The 14316-nt window shown below is 60.4% G+C and carries 15 protein-coding genes and 2 pseudogenes; 11 read left to right on the plus strand and 6 right to left on the minus strand.

Features of this window, described 5'->3' with window-relative positions:
* Nucleotides 1-4 precede the first annotated feature (4 nt).
* Entirely contained in the window at nt 5-787 is a 783-nt protein-coding gene (locus IVB26_RS08615; RefSeq protein ID WP_247971283.1) for a hypothetical protein, read from the plus strand.
* Between the two features lie 315 nt (nt 788-1102).
* Entirely contained in the window at nt 1103-1549 is a 447-nt protein-coding gene (locus IVB26_RS08620; RefSeq protein ID WP_247971284.1) for a hypothetical protein, read from the plus strand.
* Between the two features lie 158 nt (nt 1550-1707).
* On the opposite strand, the gene IVB26_RS08625 is transcribed toward IVB26_RS08620, so the two are convergent.
* From IVB26_RS08625 to IVB26_RS43490, 3 genes and pseudogenes are all read right to left on the minus strand, one after another.
* Nucleotides 1708-2622, minus strand: a complete 915-nt coding sequence (locus tag IVB26_RS08625; protein WP_247971285.1) for a nucleotidyl transferase AbiEii/AbiGii toxin family protein — start codon at nt 2620-2622, stop codon at nt 1708-1710.
* A pseudogene (locus IVB26_RS08630) lies at nt 2609-3461 on the minus strand (type IV toxin-antitoxin system AbiEi family antitoxin domain-containing protein). Before IVB26_RS08630 ends, IVB26_RS08625 begins: the two are co-directional and overlap by 14 nt.
* Nucleotides 3462-3616: 155 nt before the next feature.
* A pseudogene (locus tag IVB26_RS43490) lies at nt 3617-3729 on the minus strand (AAA family ATPase); the annotation flags it as partial.
* A gap of 12 nt (nt 3730-3741) precedes the next feature.
* Here IVB26_RS43490 and IVB26_RS42935 point away from each other — a divergent pair.
* The 3 genes from IVB26_RS42935 to IVB26_RS08635 are packed head-to-tail and all read left to right on the plus strand — an operon-like array spanning nt 3742 to nt 6162.
* Nucleotides 3742-4119 (plus strand): three component ABC system middle component, encoded by a 378-nt coding sequence (locus tag IVB26_RS42935; RefSeq protein WP_253075758.1) that lies wholly within the window; start codon nt 3742-3744, stop codon nt 4117-4119.
* Nucleotides 4049-4219 (plus strand): three component ABC system middle component, encoded by a 171-nt coding sequence (locus tag IVB26_RS42940; protein ID WP_253075753.1) that lies wholly within the window; start codon nt 4049-4051, stop codon nt 4217-4219. The genes IVB26_RS42935 and IVB26_RS42940 overlap by 71 nt, the downstream gene beginning before the upstream one ends.
* A complete protein-coding gene (locus tag IVB26_RS08635) occupies nt 4216-6162 on the plus strand; it encodes a DUF3732 domain-containing protein (RefSeq protein ID WP_247971286.1) in 1947 nt (648 codons plus the stop codon). Before IVB26_RS42940 ends, IVB26_RS08635 begins: the two co-directional genes overlap by 4 nt.
* Nucleotides 6163-6230: 68 nt before the next feature.
* On the opposite strand, the gene IVB26_RS08640 is transcribed toward IVB26_RS08635, so the two are convergent.
* Nucleotides 6231-7019, minus strand: coding sequence for a toll/interleukin-1 receptor domain-containing protein (locus IVB26_RS08640; protein WP_247971287.1), 789 nt, complete (start codon nt 7017-7019; stop codon nt 6231-6233).
* A 406-nt stretch (nt 7020-7425) separates the two neighbouring features.
* Between IVB26_RS08640 and IVB26_RS08645 the strand changes: the two genes are divergently transcribed.
* The gene (locus IVB26_RS08645) at nt 7426-7839 is read left to right on the plus strand and encodes a YbgC/FadM family acyl-CoA thioesterase (protein ID WP_247973116.1); all 414 of its coding nucleotides are present in this window, start codon (nt 7426-7428) and stop codon (nt 7837-7839) included.
* A gap of 79 nt (nt 7840-7918) precedes the next feature.
* Nucleotides 7919-8386 carry a nuclear transport factor 2 family protein gene (locus IVB26_RS08650; RefSeq protein ID WP_247971288.1) on the plus strand — a complete coding sequence of 156 codons (468 nt, stop codon included), beginning with the start codon at nt 7919-7921 and terminating at the stop codon, nt 8384-8386.
* 188 nt (nt 8387-8574) lie between these two features.
* Here IVB26_RS08650 and IVB26_RS08655 read toward each other — a convergent pair whose 3' ends face one another.
* Entirely contained in the window at nt 8575-9282 is a 708-nt protein-coding gene (locus IVB26_RS08655; RefSeq protein ID WP_247971289.1) for a type 1 glutamine amidotransferase, read from the minus strand.
* 53 nt (nt 9283-9335) lie between these two features.
* Nucleotides 9336-10262, minus strand: a complete 927-nt coding sequence (locus tag IVB26_RS08660) for a LysR substrate-binding domain-containing protein (RefSeq protein WP_247971290.1) — start codon at nt 10260-10262, stop codon at nt 9336-9338.
* Nucleotides 10263-10532: 270 nt separating this feature from the next.
* On the opposite strand from IVB26_RS08660, the gene IVB26_RS08665 reads away from it, so the two are divergent.
* The 4 genes from IVB26_RS08665 to IVB26_RS08680 are packed head-to-tail and all read left to right on the plus strand — an operon-like array spanning nt 10533 to nt 14310.
* Nucleotides 10533-11567 (plus strand): ABC transporter substrate-binding protein, encoded by a 1035-nt coding sequence (locus IVB26_RS08665; RefSeq protein ID WP_247971291.1) that lies wholly within the window; start codon nt 10533-10535, stop codon nt 11565-11567.
* Between the two features lie 24 nt (nt 11568-11591).
* Nucleotides 11592-12632: an ABC transporter ATP-binding protein gene (locus IVB26_RS08670; RefSeq protein WP_247971292.1), complete on the plus strand. Its 1041-nt coding sequence runs from the start codon at nt 11592-11594 to the stop codon at nt 12630-12632.
* Complete coding sequence (locus tag IVB26_RS08675; protein WP_247971293.1) at nt 12629-13504, plus strand: ABC transporter permease; 876 nt, start codon at nt 12629-12631, stop codon at nt 13502-13504. The genes IVB26_RS08670 and IVB26_RS08675 overlap by 4 nt, the downstream gene beginning before the upstream one ends.
* Nucleotides 13501-14310, plus strand: coding sequence for an ABC transporter permease (locus IVB26_RS08680; protein WP_247971294.1), 810 nt, complete (start codon nt 13501-13503; stop codon nt 14308-14310). The genes IVB26_RS08675 and IVB26_RS08680 overlap by 4 nt, the downstream gene beginning before the upstream one ends.
* Nucleotides 14311-14316 lie beyond the last annotated feature (6 nt).

The following is a 14316-nucleotide window of genomic DNA, read 5'->3' on the forward strand; positions in this document are numbered from 1 at the left end:
CCGAATGGCTGACAATCGGAATACACTCGCCCTTGTCGCAGCCGCTGCCATCCTGGCCCTTGTGTTGGGGTTTGCCTATGGCGCCACCTTTAACGGTGGTTGCGAGCAACTCAAAGATGCCCAATTTGGTTGTCTCGAATGGTGGTTTTCCCGCTATCAGACATTGATCGCAATGTTTGGCGCGATTTTCGTTGCTTGGCTTAGCGTCCAACCTGTTCTGAAGCAGCTCAGGCTCTCCTCAGTGCAGACCGCCGTTGCCTTGCAGCAAGTTCACGCAGATCGTGAAAAACGGTTGGAGAATTGGCTCAAACCAGAATTGGCCGCGCTGGAAAAACTGTCCGAAGAACTGGCGCGTGGCTACTACGAACGCGAGGATGATCATGGTGTGCTTCCTCACTGGGTATGGGATATGAACCAAACGGTCGACAGCGCCCGCGACCGTTTAATTCGACGGCAGGACAGAAACTTCGGGCCTCCCGAGATAACAGCCGCCCGTCAAAACCTCATCGACATCCTCGGGCGGCTCGGCAAGTGCATGTCGGACTACAATGGGTCTGTCTATGCCGACGATCCGGAGCACGATCTCTCCGACGACGACCGGGCGAAGATTGACGCAGCCGAGAACAAAGCGCGCGAAGATCTGCCGGCCCGAATTGATGAGGCGTCAGTGGCGATCAACAAATTCGCTGAAGCTGTGGCAACGGACCTTCGGGAGTTACGTTTGAAGCGTCGGCTCTATGATCAGATGCTGGCGAGTGCCAACCTTCCGGCGGAGAAGTTGGACTGAGACGTCTGCGATGATGAGGCAATCGGCAATACGGATTCTTATCCGCGACGCGCACCAAACATGTGAGAGCTTTTTTCGCGAGGATTTCTGAAATGGCTGGTGAAGGCCCCCCGTCGGGTTTTCCTTGATGCAAACGTCGTGATCCGGGCCGGCAAGCCGAATCGGCCAGCCGCCGATTGGCAGGCAAGAGCCTTACGGTCTGCTGCCGCTTTCAGGCAACTCGGGGTTCAGAGGTCACGCCGTCAATTTAGATTTGTTGCTGTGCAGCACCAGTGCCGCACGTAGGTCCGACAACCCGGCGGGAGGCGAGATTCAGTGCATCCGCGAGCTCGCGAAATCGTCGACGGCATCGGCAGCCTGCGCGCCCTCGGTTCGCCCGAGGAATATCAGGCGCTGTTCGAATCCGTCTATCCGAGCGAGGCGGACCGTCGGACGTACATGGCTGCGAAGATCAGCGGTGCGAAGCCTTCCTACGGGCACATTGCATTGGCGACGCTGGTGAAAGGTGCGCGTTGCCGTCTGGTCTGGACGAGCAATTTCGATCCTCTGGCCGCAGACGGCTGCGCGAAGGTTTACGGCGGAACCGGGCAGTTGACCACGGTGGCGATAGAGACCGGGAGTTTGGGACGAGACGCTATCGACGAGGGACGCTGGCCCGTCGAGGGTCAAGCTTCACGGCGACTTCCGATCGCGCCGGCTCAAGAACACCGGGGACGAACTGCGCGAACAAGATGCGAAACTCAGAGCACTGCTGATCGATAGCTGCAGCCGGTGGGGACTCGTCGTGGCCGGCTACAGCGGTCGCGACGAGTCGGTCATGGACACGCTCGAAGTGGCGCTCGAACGCGACGCCTGCTTTTCGCGAGTATTTTGCGATATGCGAAGAAATTCTTGAGGCGTGGTGAGAGCGGCCATGGTCCTCACTTAAGAACTGCGATCAACTGAGCCACAAGCTTTTCGCGATCTGCGGGACGCAGCTTATCAAGATTGATCTGCTTCCATCGGACTGCGGGAAGCTCTGCCGCTCCATCGACGCCCAACAGAGCCCAATCTGGCTTCCCGCGCTTGAATCCAATCAGAAATTCCAGATGCTCCTTCGGCATCTTTCCAGATACCTCGCCGATCAAGTCCTCGCGGGCCTTCAATAGCTCATCCAGCGAGACCGGATCTGAGGTCATACACTCGAAGCCGTGCTCGAATTCCTGGCGGATATCCTTTCGCCGCGGCACCACAACTTCCGAAATGGGCCGGTCATGGCTGATGAGATAGACGATGAAAGCGCGCCTCAGGTCGTCGCTGATGCCCTCATTCGCCAGAAGATCGCGGATGTCAAAAAGATCGCGAGGATGTTGGCGGTCAAGGGCGGCGACGATTTTTCCCGCGTAGAGGTCGGAAAACGAGACGACTTGTGTCTCCGCAAAACCAAAGCTCTCCTCGACGTTCGGAAGCACGGATCTCATCTCGGGATCGAAGACGCAGCCGCGAAGGACGGGAGTGACTTCGATCTTGATCTGGGCGTCGGCCCTCTGAAGTGTCAGCTTGGTAACGATGCCTTCCGCGCGGTTCACGACCTCATTCACCTTGACGCCCGGAATTCCCTTGCCAATGGCGACAGCCATTCTTTTCATGCCCGCATCGATCGCGGCCAGCGATTCCGGCCGGCCGGCGACAGGCAGGTAGGTCAAGTCGATATCGACTGACAAACGCGGCATATCGCGCACGAATAGATTGATCGCAGTCCCGCCTTTGAGAGCAAAATCCTTTTCCGCCGCAACGAATGGCAAGGTCTCGATCAGCAGCGCAACCTGATGCCGATAGCGTTCAGATAGGGGCACTGAGATCCTCCGGCACGGTGATCAAATATTTCGGATCGAGCCTTCCGCCTTTCACCAGCATGCGCTTTCCTTTCCCCAAAGCTACCTTGTCACGGTCTATTTGCTTCAGCCATGAATGATTGTGCCGGTCGGCAAACCAGAAGAACAGCCTTTTGACTTTCACGCTTCTGCAATCGTCCAGCAGCTTTTGCAGCTTGCGGGGACTGAGGTTGCGCAATCCCTCAACAAGCATGTCGACCTGGTGGAAGCTCTCGCTATGCGGCAGCTCGTCGAGCAGTTCAAGCAACGCCCGTTCGGGCGATGAGACGGTGAGCGGCCATTCGCTCTCGCCCCATATCTGCTTGAATGGTCCTGCCTGAAACTCATCGGCAGCTGCGCCGGTGTTGTTCTGGACATTCCAGGCGAAGTTCTTGAGCCCCTTCGTCACGGGATCGGCTTTGAAGAGCGTTGTGCTCTTGCGGAATGTGAAGTGCTCTTTGAGCGGAAGCTTGAAGAGCCATCCGGGCGGAGCATCCGCACCGTAAAGATAAATAACGGTCGGTCCACTCGCTCTGAGGTAGTGTGAAAAGCCTTGCAGTTCGAGCGCTGTTCGCCCTCCGACGATGAGGGGGCACTCAAGCAGCGTCTGAAGCGATATGACGGCCTTCTGCCATGTCAGGGTGCCAAGCGGGCGCTTGAAAGTTCCGCGTGTCGGCTGAACCAGCCAGCCAGCCGAGACATACTGGCTGCGCAGGCCTGTCGAATAGCCATGCTTCGTCATCCACCCCAGCATCGACCAACAGGCCTTCCGGCAGGGTATGTTCGAGGAAGTTTAGCTTTCCGCCGGAAGGCTTAGCCATACTTAGCAATATAGCAGTTTTTCAAACCAAGAGCAAGTTTATAGATTTGCAAATTTACAAAGCCTGACTATGCAGAAAACTCATAATCAAAACCTGGCTTGCCGGGCACGCCAATCACATTTCTATCTCTAATACCCAGCCATGGGTAATACGCGAGACTCTGCGGCCTCGAGGATCGTCTGATCGTCGATGTAATGCAGGTTTGGCCGGCTTCTCCCATCTTGCGGACCAGCGTGGTCTTGCCGGCCCGGCGCGGTCCCACAATCATGACCACAGAGATATCCAAAAGCGCTTCTTCCCCCCAAACCTCTTCAACCCAGCCTTCTGTGGCCTTGTTCTCTTCCGAGCGTTAGCGGGGTTCCACGCCGAGGACGACAAAGGAATGCCATTTTCGCTCTCCCTCCTGGTTTTACCGCTGTGCCTGCAGCAAAGCTCAAGGGAGACTTTGCAACGCGCAAACCGAAGTTACTTCCTGAAGGTGGTAGCGGACCATCCAGAGTTGCTGGTGGGTTTCGGGAAGCGCTGTACGGATGTACTGCCATTTACCCTCGAAGGGCTTGGGCTGCCTGATGCACTGCGATGCGGTAATGGTGAGTCCGGATGGGCGACCGGTTCCGAATTCCGCTGGAGTGCGCAAAACCATCAATGGCAGCGATGAATCAAAGGCTTGCCAGCGCGTGGCAGCGTTCATGGGGCGGGAGTTCGCGCGCATTGCAGACAGAGGCACCATCTACACGACGTTGGGCGTTCGACCATGAAGATCAAATCAATTCACGTTTACAGCAATGATGGTCGACGCCGCGACGTGATTTTCCACGATGGGTTGAATGTCATTACCGGTCGATCCTCGACGGGAAAATCAGCATTGTCCGATATCATCGAATACTGCATGGGTCGTTCAACCTTCAACGTTCCGGAGGGAGTCATCCGCGACCGCGTGTTTTGGTTTGCGGTGATCTACCGCTTCGATGGCGAAGAAGTGCTTGTGGCGAAGCCGGCGCCTGCTCCGGGCGCTCTGAGCGTGAGCATGGCCATGGTACGACGCGGAGGAACGGTCGAGGCGCCGGATTTCTCGGAGCTAGCCGTGAATGACAGCGATGATGGCGTCGTTGCGCTGCTCACACAATTGCTCGGAATTCCGGAGAATACGACCGACGTTCCGATCGAGAGCAGTCGAGTGAGCTTCGATGCGAATGTGAAGCACGCCTTCTATTATCTGTTCCAGAAGCAAGGGATCGTCACGAACAAAGACCAGTTGTTTTATCGCCAGAACGAGCCGCAACAGCTTCAGGCGATCAAGGATACATTGCCTATCCTTCTAGGCATATCCGGGAAGGACAAGTTCACGCTCGAATCTCAACTCCGCTACGCGCAACGTGAACTTCGTCTCAATGCGAAGCTGCTCCAACAGGCGCGAGAGGGGATCGACAACTCCGAAGAACGGGCTATCGGCCTTCTTTCAGAGGCCCGCGCAGTAGAAATTCCCCTTGGTGACAGCGACGTGCCGCCAACCGTTCTTCTTCGTCGGGCACTGGACTGGAAACCAACATCTGTGCCGGAAGACGACGGATCGCGGGTATCGAGCATCGAGAACGAATTGCTCGATCTCAGGGAACGGCGTCGCGAAATTCAACGCCGTATCGATGGTGCTGAACAATTCAACAAGCGCGCGGCAGGTTTTCAGCACGAGGTCAACGAGCAGCGTGAACGTCTGAGCTCAATAAAGGCGCTGCCCTTCGATAAAGCCACGGGTGAATGGCAGTGGCCTTTCGCGCAGGCTAACATTGGGGTGGACGGATCGATTGCGAAAGCTCTCCTGGCCGAGTTGGAATCCCTTGATAATGAGTTGACGGCGGTTACAGGCGAACGGCCTTCGTTGGCCGCATATTTGACCGATCAGCAGAAGGCATTGGCTGACATTGGAGACCAAATCCGGGGCAAGGAAGTCGAGCTTTCCTCGGCCATTGCCACGAGCGAAATGGCAACGCAAATGGCCAACAGAAACAACGCGGCATCACGAGTCGTGGGACGCATCAGTCTGTTCCTGGAGAACCTGGTGCCCAATACCGAGCTTCTGAGACTTCACGCGGAAGAGCGGCGACTCAAAGCGCGGGTTGCGGACCTGGAAGAAAGGCTGAGTGCTGATGATTCCGAGACACGCCTCACTTCTACACTCAGCAACATCGCGCTGCACATGTCGGGCTATATTCGCGCCCTGGGCGGCGAGTTCGGCGAGTATCCTGCTCGTCTCGATCTCCACAATCTGACGGTTGTCATCGACCGACCGGGTCGCCCAGTTTACATGAATCGAACCGGAGGTGGTGAAAACCATTTAGCGTACCATCTCGCCGCGTTGCTGGCGCTTCATCGGTTTGCTGCGACATACGGCCATCCCATTCCCCGGTTCATGCTGATCGACCAGCCAACCCAAGTCTACTTTCCTTCTGAGACTTCCTATGCAGCCGCCGGTGGATCTATTGAGCAAACGGAGAGCCAAAAGGATGCGGATCTTGAGGCAGTTCGGCGGCTGTTCGAGACGCTGGAGCGTTTTACCACGCAGGATGCTCCGGGCTTTCAACTCATTGTCACAGAACACGCCAATCTAAGAGAAGATTGGTTTCAGGTCGCCTTGGTGGAGGATCCATGGACAAAACCACCGGCTCTGGTACCCGACAATTGGCCTGACATTCCCCTTATCTGATGCCAAGGCAAGCGATGTGTCATATCGCAGATTACGACGCCCTTTGAGTAATGGCTCGAGATTGACGCTTATCTGGGTGGCAGCTCCACCTTTTCCAGCAACCGCTCGGCCGCAACCGAGAGATCTCCGCGTGCGCCCATGACGACGCTCTCGCTGTTGCCGTGCGACCGCAGCCACCCGATCTCCTTTGATATCTGCCTGTGCGCATACGTCGTCGCCTCATCCAGATGCTCGACAAGCCGCCTGCCGCGATAGCTGGTGATATCTGTATACGGCAATCGTTCGCGGAACAGCCGGAGCGGAGTCATTACCTTCTCGGCCAGCTTCAGCAGATCATTGGGATATGTTTCGTCGTCTTCCCACCCCGCGCGATCGGCCAAATCGCGTAGGTGTGGAGCGTATTTGAGCGCATCTTGGACAGCGTCTGTAATGAATTCGCTCGCTCTCGTCTCGCCAGCGGACACTGCGGTCGCCTTGGATGGCTTGCCGGTGGTGATGAGCTTGATGGCCCTGAGGATGCGGTCAGTGTCGGTCAGCGGCACAGCATGAATCTGGCCGAAGGGCTTGGGCAGGTGTTCGGGCAGGATGTCGGAGTGATGCGCGTTAACAAGCTTGCCCTGCCGTATGGCGTGATCAGCTTCAGAAAGTACCCAATCGGAATTCGCGGATGTGGCCGACCAAATGATCACCGCGGCGGAGCAATTGTTGAGCTGCGCGTCAATTTCCGCCCGGAACCGCTGGATCGGCAGCAACTCCGTGTCCCACCAGACGCTGAGGCCGGCGCCTACCAAAATCTTCGCCAAATCTTCGGTCAGTTTGCGTTCCGCCTTGGAGTAGCTGATGAAAACGTCTGCCATTGCCTAAACCGCTGATCTCGAATCACAAATGTGCTGCAGATGGTACCGTGTTTCGAGGTGCACGCCGCTAGGCAAAAGGGTCTTGGCGGAAGCCGGTTTCAGGCCGCACATCAATCGTCGCGACACCGCGAATAACGCGGATTCCTGTCGCCGCCGGAGATATCTGTTTCTGAACAGTTCTGCCACAATTAGCCGGCTGATCGCGGCCTGCGGCATCGCCATCTGGGCGTAACGGGACTGCCGGGTGGAAGACTCGGAAGGTGAGTTCGAGAATCTCCCCGACGTTGTTGACCGTTGGCTCAATTCCGAAACGCGCAGCGCATCCCCAAGTCCCTGCGGCTCGCCACGGAAGGGGCTAGAGAAATCTACGCTTGTTCACGCTATCGCCCTCCAACGCCCCAATGGAATCAAGCTGTTAGCCTCTTGTTGCGATATCGTCAAACCAGAGTTCTCGGGGATCGTCTATCACGCGAATTATCTGCGCTACATGGAGCGCGGACGGACCAATCATCTGCGGCTGATGGGGGCCGAGCAGCAGGCGCTGTTCGAGCAACCCGAGACCGACAGCGCCGGTTTCGCCTTCGTCGTGCGCTCGATGCATCTTGACTTCCTCAAGCCCGCGCGGATGGACGACGTGCTCGACGTCGTGACCTGGCCGATCGCGGTGAAGGGTGCCTCCATCATGCTGGCGCAGGAAGTGAAGCGTGGCGAGGACGTGCTGGTGAAAGCCGAGGTGCGCGTCGCTTTCATCAGCGGCGGCCGCGCCCAGCCGATCCCGAAATCGATCCGGACGCTGATGAGGGCCGATCTGATTTCGTGATCGGTCGATAGGTGATCGCCACTCGACTCCACCTTGCGCAGCGATAGATTGCGGCCCCAACCAATCGATGAGGCTCATCATGTCGCGCCCGCCGCTTCCGCCCTTCACCCGAGAGACCGCCGCGCAAAAGGCGCGCATGGCCGAGGACGCCTGGAATTCGCGTGATCCGGTGCGCGTCTCGCTCGCCTATACCGAGGACAGCCGCTGGCGCAATCGATCCGAGGTCTTGCAGGGCCGTGAGGCCATCGTCGCTTTTCTCACCCGCAAATGGGAGAAGGAGCAGGACTACCGATTGATCAAGGACCTCTGGGCCTTCGACGAGAACCGCATCGCCGTGCGCTTCCAGTACGAATGGCACGACGCGGGCGGCCAGTGGTATCGATCCTACGGCAACGAGCAGTGGGAATTCGACGAGCACGGTTTGATGAAGCGGCGCGAGGCGTCGATCAACGACATCGCGATTGCGGAGAAGGATCGCCGGTTTCTCTGGGCAGCGCCGGGGCCGCGGCCGGCGGATGTGGCGGGATTGGGAAGCGATCCGTTCTGATATTCCGCAAGTGACGCTGCATCAACCCTCTCCCCTTGTGGGAGAGGGTGCCGAGCGAAGCTCGGCGGGTGAGGGGTCTCCATCCTCACGAGCAGTCGAGCGAGTTGATAGAACCCCTCATCCGGCGCTTCGCGCCACCTTCTCCCATAAGGGGAGAAGGGAAGAAGCGCGCGCCGCAGGTTCTGCGGCTAGGGCCGCCTCGCCAGAAACCTCGTAATCGCCCCACCGATCGTCGCGTTGTCCATCGGCTGCGCCAGCGACGCCCTTGCCGTCGCGACGACGTCATCCGGCGCCTTGCCGTCGCGCAGGTCGCAGCACACTTGCGCGAATTCCACGTCGAACTCGGGATGCGGCTGCACGGTCAGCGTGGTGCCGTTGGCGTAGAGCAGGCCGGCATGTGGCGTGAACTCGGACGAGAGGATCGTGAGCGCGTCGGTTGGCGGCTCGATCACCTGATCCTGATGCGAGGCGGCGATTGCGACTTCCTCGCCGGCAACGACGCCGTTCTCCGGCAGTACCTGATAGACATGCCGGCCGATGCCCCAGCCTTTCTCCGACTTGCGCACGGTGCCGCCGAGCGCCTGCGCGATCAGCTGATGACCGAAGCAGACGCCGACCATCGGCGTCTTGTTGGCGTAAGCGCTGCGCACGAAATCTTCCAGCGGCGCGATCCAGTCGAGCCCGTCATAGACGCCGGCGGCGGCGCCGGTAATCAGCACGGCCTCCAGCTTGCGCGGATCGGGAAGTGCATCGCCATTCGGGACGCTGATGACATCCACGGTGACCGAGGGATCCTCGGCGCGGACCATGCGCTCGAACATGTCCGGAAACGAGCCGTGACGCTCGCGGTGCTTTTGAGGAACCAGCCCGGTCTCGATGATGGTGATGCGTGCCATGTGCTGCCCTGCGGAGATGCGAAGGATACAGCAGGATCCGCAGGGCGTCCAAGTCAACCGGGCGCAAAATCCCGTGTGGACTCGTGCTCGAGCTCGGCGAGCGCCTTGCGCATCGTCTCCACCAGATCCAGCGCCACCGGTGAAGGACTGCGCTGCGCCGGGAAGACGGCGGAGAATTCGAAGTCGATGCGCGGCAGGAAGCGTCGCGCGACCACGCCGCGGGTGGAGAATTCCCTCGCGGTGAAAGGGTCGCAGATCGCGACGCCGAGCCCTGATGAGACCATGCCGCACATGATCTCCGACAACGTGGTCTCGACCCTGAGCACGCGGCGGACCTCGTGACGATTGAAGACCTGGTCGACGAGATGCCGGCTCGATGATCCCGCCGACAGCGAGATGAAGGTCTCGCCTTCGAAGTCGCGCGGCTCCAAAACCTCCTTTTCCGTGAGGCGATGACCTGTCGGCAGCACCGCGACGCGCGCGGGCGCCGGCAGTCGCAAGCTCGGCAGGCCGGAATGGGCGATCGGCACCTCGGCAAAGCCGATGTCGCACTGGTTGTTCAACACCCAGTCGACCACGATCGGCGAGATCACGCCGAAGAAGGCGAGGTTGAGGTTGGGCCGTTCTTTGAGGAAATGTCCGGCCAGTCGCGGCAGAAAGCCGTTCGCCAGCGCCGGCAGCGCGGCGATGCGCAGCGAGCCGGTGCGGCGGCCGCGGATTTCTTCGGCCGCAGCCGTAATACGTTCGAGGCCGACGAAGGAGCGCTCCACCTCGGTATAGAGCGCCATCGCCGCCGCGGTCGGCACGAGGCCAGTGCCGCGCCGCTCGAACAGCTCCATCTTCAGCAGCGCCTGGAAGTCGCGCAGCAAGCGGCTGACCGCAGGCTGCGTCACCACCATCAGCTTCGCCGCCTCAGTGACGCTGCCAGTGAGCATCGTCGCGCGGAAAGCCTCCACCTGCCGCGAATTGATCCGCGCCATGCCAAACCCATTCATAATATTTAGGCATACAGAGGTTGCCATTATTCATTGGACGATGGAAGTATAGGTTGCGATCTTTTTCATCAGAGCTGGAGCCAGCCCGCTTTTTCGGCAGATTGGAGGGGTTCAAACCTCCAAATCGCGTCAAAACCCACCGAACAGGGGCCGGAGCCCTGGTCGGAAAGGATTAACGCGGAAGGAAATGCGGAAGGCGCCCCAGTCGGAGATTTGTCGGCACGTCACCTCATTCCGGTATGGAGATCGGTCCACATGAAGACTTTTCGCCTTCTGACCGCGGTCAGCATCGCAGCGCTCATCGCCGTCCCGTCGGCCGTCTCGGCCCAGCAAAAGACGCTCTACGTCGCCGGCTACGGCGGCTCGTTCGAGAAGACGATCCGCGACGAGGTGATCCCGGCCTTCGAGAAGGAGAACGGCGTCAAGGTCGAGTACGTCGCCGGCAACTCCACCGACACGCTGGCAAAACTCCAGGCGCAGAAGGGCAATCAGCAGATCGACGTCGCCATCGTCGATGACGGCCCGATGTATCAGGCGATCCAGCTCGGCTTTTGCGGCAAGCTCGAAGGTCTTCCCACGGATCTCTACGACACCGCGCGCTTCAAGGACGATCGTGCGGTCGCGATCGGCATCGTCGCGACGGGCCTGATGTACAACACCAAAGTATTTAAAGAGAAAGGTTGGGCGCCGCCGACCTCGTGGAACGACCTGAAGGACACGAAGTACGCCAAGCAGCTCGTGATCCCGCCAATCAACAACACCTACGGCTTGGAGGCGCTGGTGATGCTGTCGAAGATGAACGGCGGCGGCGAGACCAACGTTGATTCCGGTTTCAAGATCTTCAAGGAAGAGGTGAATCCGAACGTGCTCGCCTATGAGCCGTCGCCCGGCAAGATGACCGAGCTGTTCCAGTCCGGTCAGGCCGTGATCGCGGTGTGGGGCACCGGCCGCGTGCAGAGCTTTGCCAATACCGGCTTCCCCGTCGATTTCGTCTATCCCAAGGAAGGCGCGGCGACGCTGCTGACGACGGCGTGTCCGATCAACAAGCCGAACGCCTCGCCGCTGGCGGCGAGCTTCGTCAAGATGCTGCTCGATCCCAAGATTCAGCTCGTGATGCTGAAGGACTACGGCTACGGCCCGGTGCTGAAATCGCTGGTGATCCCGCCGGAGCTCGGCAAGATGGCGCCGATCGGCGAGCGCGCGGCGAAGCTCTATAATCCGGACTGGACTGTCATCAACGAGAAGCGCGAGGAGTGGACCAAGCGCTGGAATCGCGAGGTCGAGCGCTGATCTGAACGTTCGCGGAGACAGCGTATGGCCTATCTCGAGCTCGATCGGGTCGCAAAGCAGTTCGGTGCGCAGACTGTGGTCGACGACTTCAGTCTGTCGGTGGGGAAGGGGGAGTTCATCTCCTTCCTCGGCCCGTCCGGCTGCGGCAAGACCACGACCTTGCAGATGATCGCGGGCTTCCTCGATCCCACGCGCGGCGCGATTCGCCTCGAGGGCAAGGATCTGACCGCGATCCATCCGGCCAAACGTGGCCTCGGCATCGTGTTCCAGAGCTACGCGCTGTTTCCGCACATGACGGCGGCGGAGAACGTCGCCTTCGGTCTGGAAATGCGCAATGTGTCGCGCGCTGAAAAGGCTGAGCGCGTCCGTGCCGCGCTCGCGATGGTCGGGCTCGCCGGCTACGAGGACCGTCATCCGCGCCGCATGTCCGGCGGCCAGCAGCAGCGCGTGGCGCTGGCGCGCGCGCTGGTGATCAAGCCGAGCGTGCTCCTGCTCGACGAGCCGCTGTCCAATCTCGACGCCAAGCTGCGCGAGGAGATGCAAATCGAGCTGCGCCAGATCCAGCGTACCATCGGCACCACGACGATCCTGGTCACCCACGACCAGAACGAGGCGATGTCGCTGTCCGACCGCATCGTGGTGATGAGCCAGGGCAAGATCGAGCAGATCGGCACGCCGCAGGAGACTTATGAGAGGCCGGCCTCGGCCTTCGTCTCGCAATTCCTCGGCAAGACCAATGATTTTGCCGGGGCGATCGACCGGAGCGTCGCGCCGGCGCAACTGATGGCGGGTTCCTGGAGCGTGACCGCGCCCGCTGGCCTCAACGGTCCCGTGACCGTCAGCATCCGCCCCGAGCGCATCGGCTTTGGCGATGCGGGCCTCGGCGCGAAAATCGTCACGCGCATCTTCCAGGGCAACCACTGGCTATTCCAGTGCGACAGCGAATGCGGCCCGGCGATCGTGATCCGGCAGAACGACGGCACAGCGCAGCCGGTCGAGGGCGAGGCGGTTCGTCTCACCTGGCGGCCCGAGGACATGAGCGTGCGTGCGAGGCCGACCACATGAGCGCCGCGACCGAGGAGCGTAACGCGCGTGCGCCATGGGCGCTGACGGCGCCCGCCCTGTTGCTGTTCGTCGGCGTGCTCTTGATCCCGCTGGCGATGACCGTGATGCTGTCGTTCCACGATTGGGGCCAGTACAAGGGCATCGAGCCGGTTTTCATCCTCAAGAACTGGCACGAGATCGCGACCGATCCCTATTACGCGGAAATGTTCTGGCGGACGTTTCGGATCGCGATCCTGACCACGCTGCTCACCGCGCTGCTCGGGGCGCCCGAGGCCTACATCCTCAACCGTATGAGCGGCCGCTGGAAGAGCTTCTTCCTGCTGGTCATTCTCGGACCGCTCTTGATCTCCGTGGTGGCGCGCACGCTCGGCTGGGCGCTGCTGTTCGGCGGCAACAACGGGCTCGTCAACAAGCTCTTGATGTCGCTCGGGGTGATCCGATCCCCCATTCCCTTCATGTTCACCGAAACCGGCATGGTCGTCGCGCTCGCGCATGTGATGATGCCATTCATGGTGCTCTCGGTGTGGGCGGCGCTGCAGCGGCTCGATCCGCAGATCGAGAATGCCGCGATGTCGCTCGGCGCGGGCCCCGCCACCATCATCCGCCGCATCATCATGCCGCAGATCATGCCGGGTGTGCTGTCGGGCGCGATCATCGTGTTCTCGCTCTCGGCCAGCGCCTTTGCGACGCCCGCGATCATCGGCGGCCGCCGGCTCAAGGTCGCGGCGACGCTGGCCTATGACGAATTCCTCAACACGCTGAACTGGCCGCTGGGAGCTGCGGTCGCCACGCTGCTGCTGGTCGCACTGGTGCTGATCGTGGTCGGCAGCAACGCGCTGATCGAGCGCCGCTATGCGGAGGTGTTCCGATGAGACGGAACGGCCCGCTCGCGCTGATCTTCCATACCATCTTCGTCATCGTCATGGTGGCGCCGATCCTGGTGGTCTGCCTCGTCGCCTTCACGCCCGAGGGTTTTCTGTCGCTGCCGACCAACGGCTTTTCGCTGCGCTGGTTCAGGACCATCGCGAACTATCCCGAATTCATCCACGCGTTCTGGGTCAGCCTCGGGCTCGGCGCGCTGTCGTCCCTGGTGGCGCTGCTGTTCGCCGTGCCGGCGGCGCTGGCGATCGCGCGCCATCGCTTCCGCGGCCGCGACGCGCTGGCGGCGCTGTTCCTGTCGCCGCTGATGATCCCCCATGTCGTGCTCGGCATCGCCTTCCTGCGCTTCTTCACCTCGGCCGGCCTCGGCGGCAGTTTTGCCGCGCTGATCATCGCCCATGTCATCATCGTGTTTCCGTTCGCGCTGCGGCTGACGCTGGCGGCAGCGACCGGCATGGACCGCACAGTCGAGATGGCTGCGGTTTCGCTCGGCGCCAACGGCTGGACGCTGTTCCGCCGGGTGACCTTGCCGCTGATCCTGCCCGGCGTCATCAGCGGCTGGGCGCTCGCCTTCATCCAGTCCTTCGACGATCTCACCATGACCGTCTTCCTTGCGGCACCCGGCACCGAGACGTTGCCGGTGCGCATGTTCCTTTATATCCAGGACAACATCGATCCGCTGGTGACGTCGGTCTCGGCCTGCGTGATCGCGATCACCATGACCGCCCTCATTCTGCTCGACCGCTTCTACGGGCTCGACCGCGTGCTCGCCGGCAAGGGCGGCGACACCGGGCGATAGGAGAAC

The organism is Bradyrhizobium sp. 195 (genome assembly GCF_023101665.1).
GTDB lineage: Bacteria > Pseudomonadota > Alphaproteobacteria > Rhizobiales > Xanthobacteraceae > Bradyrhizobium.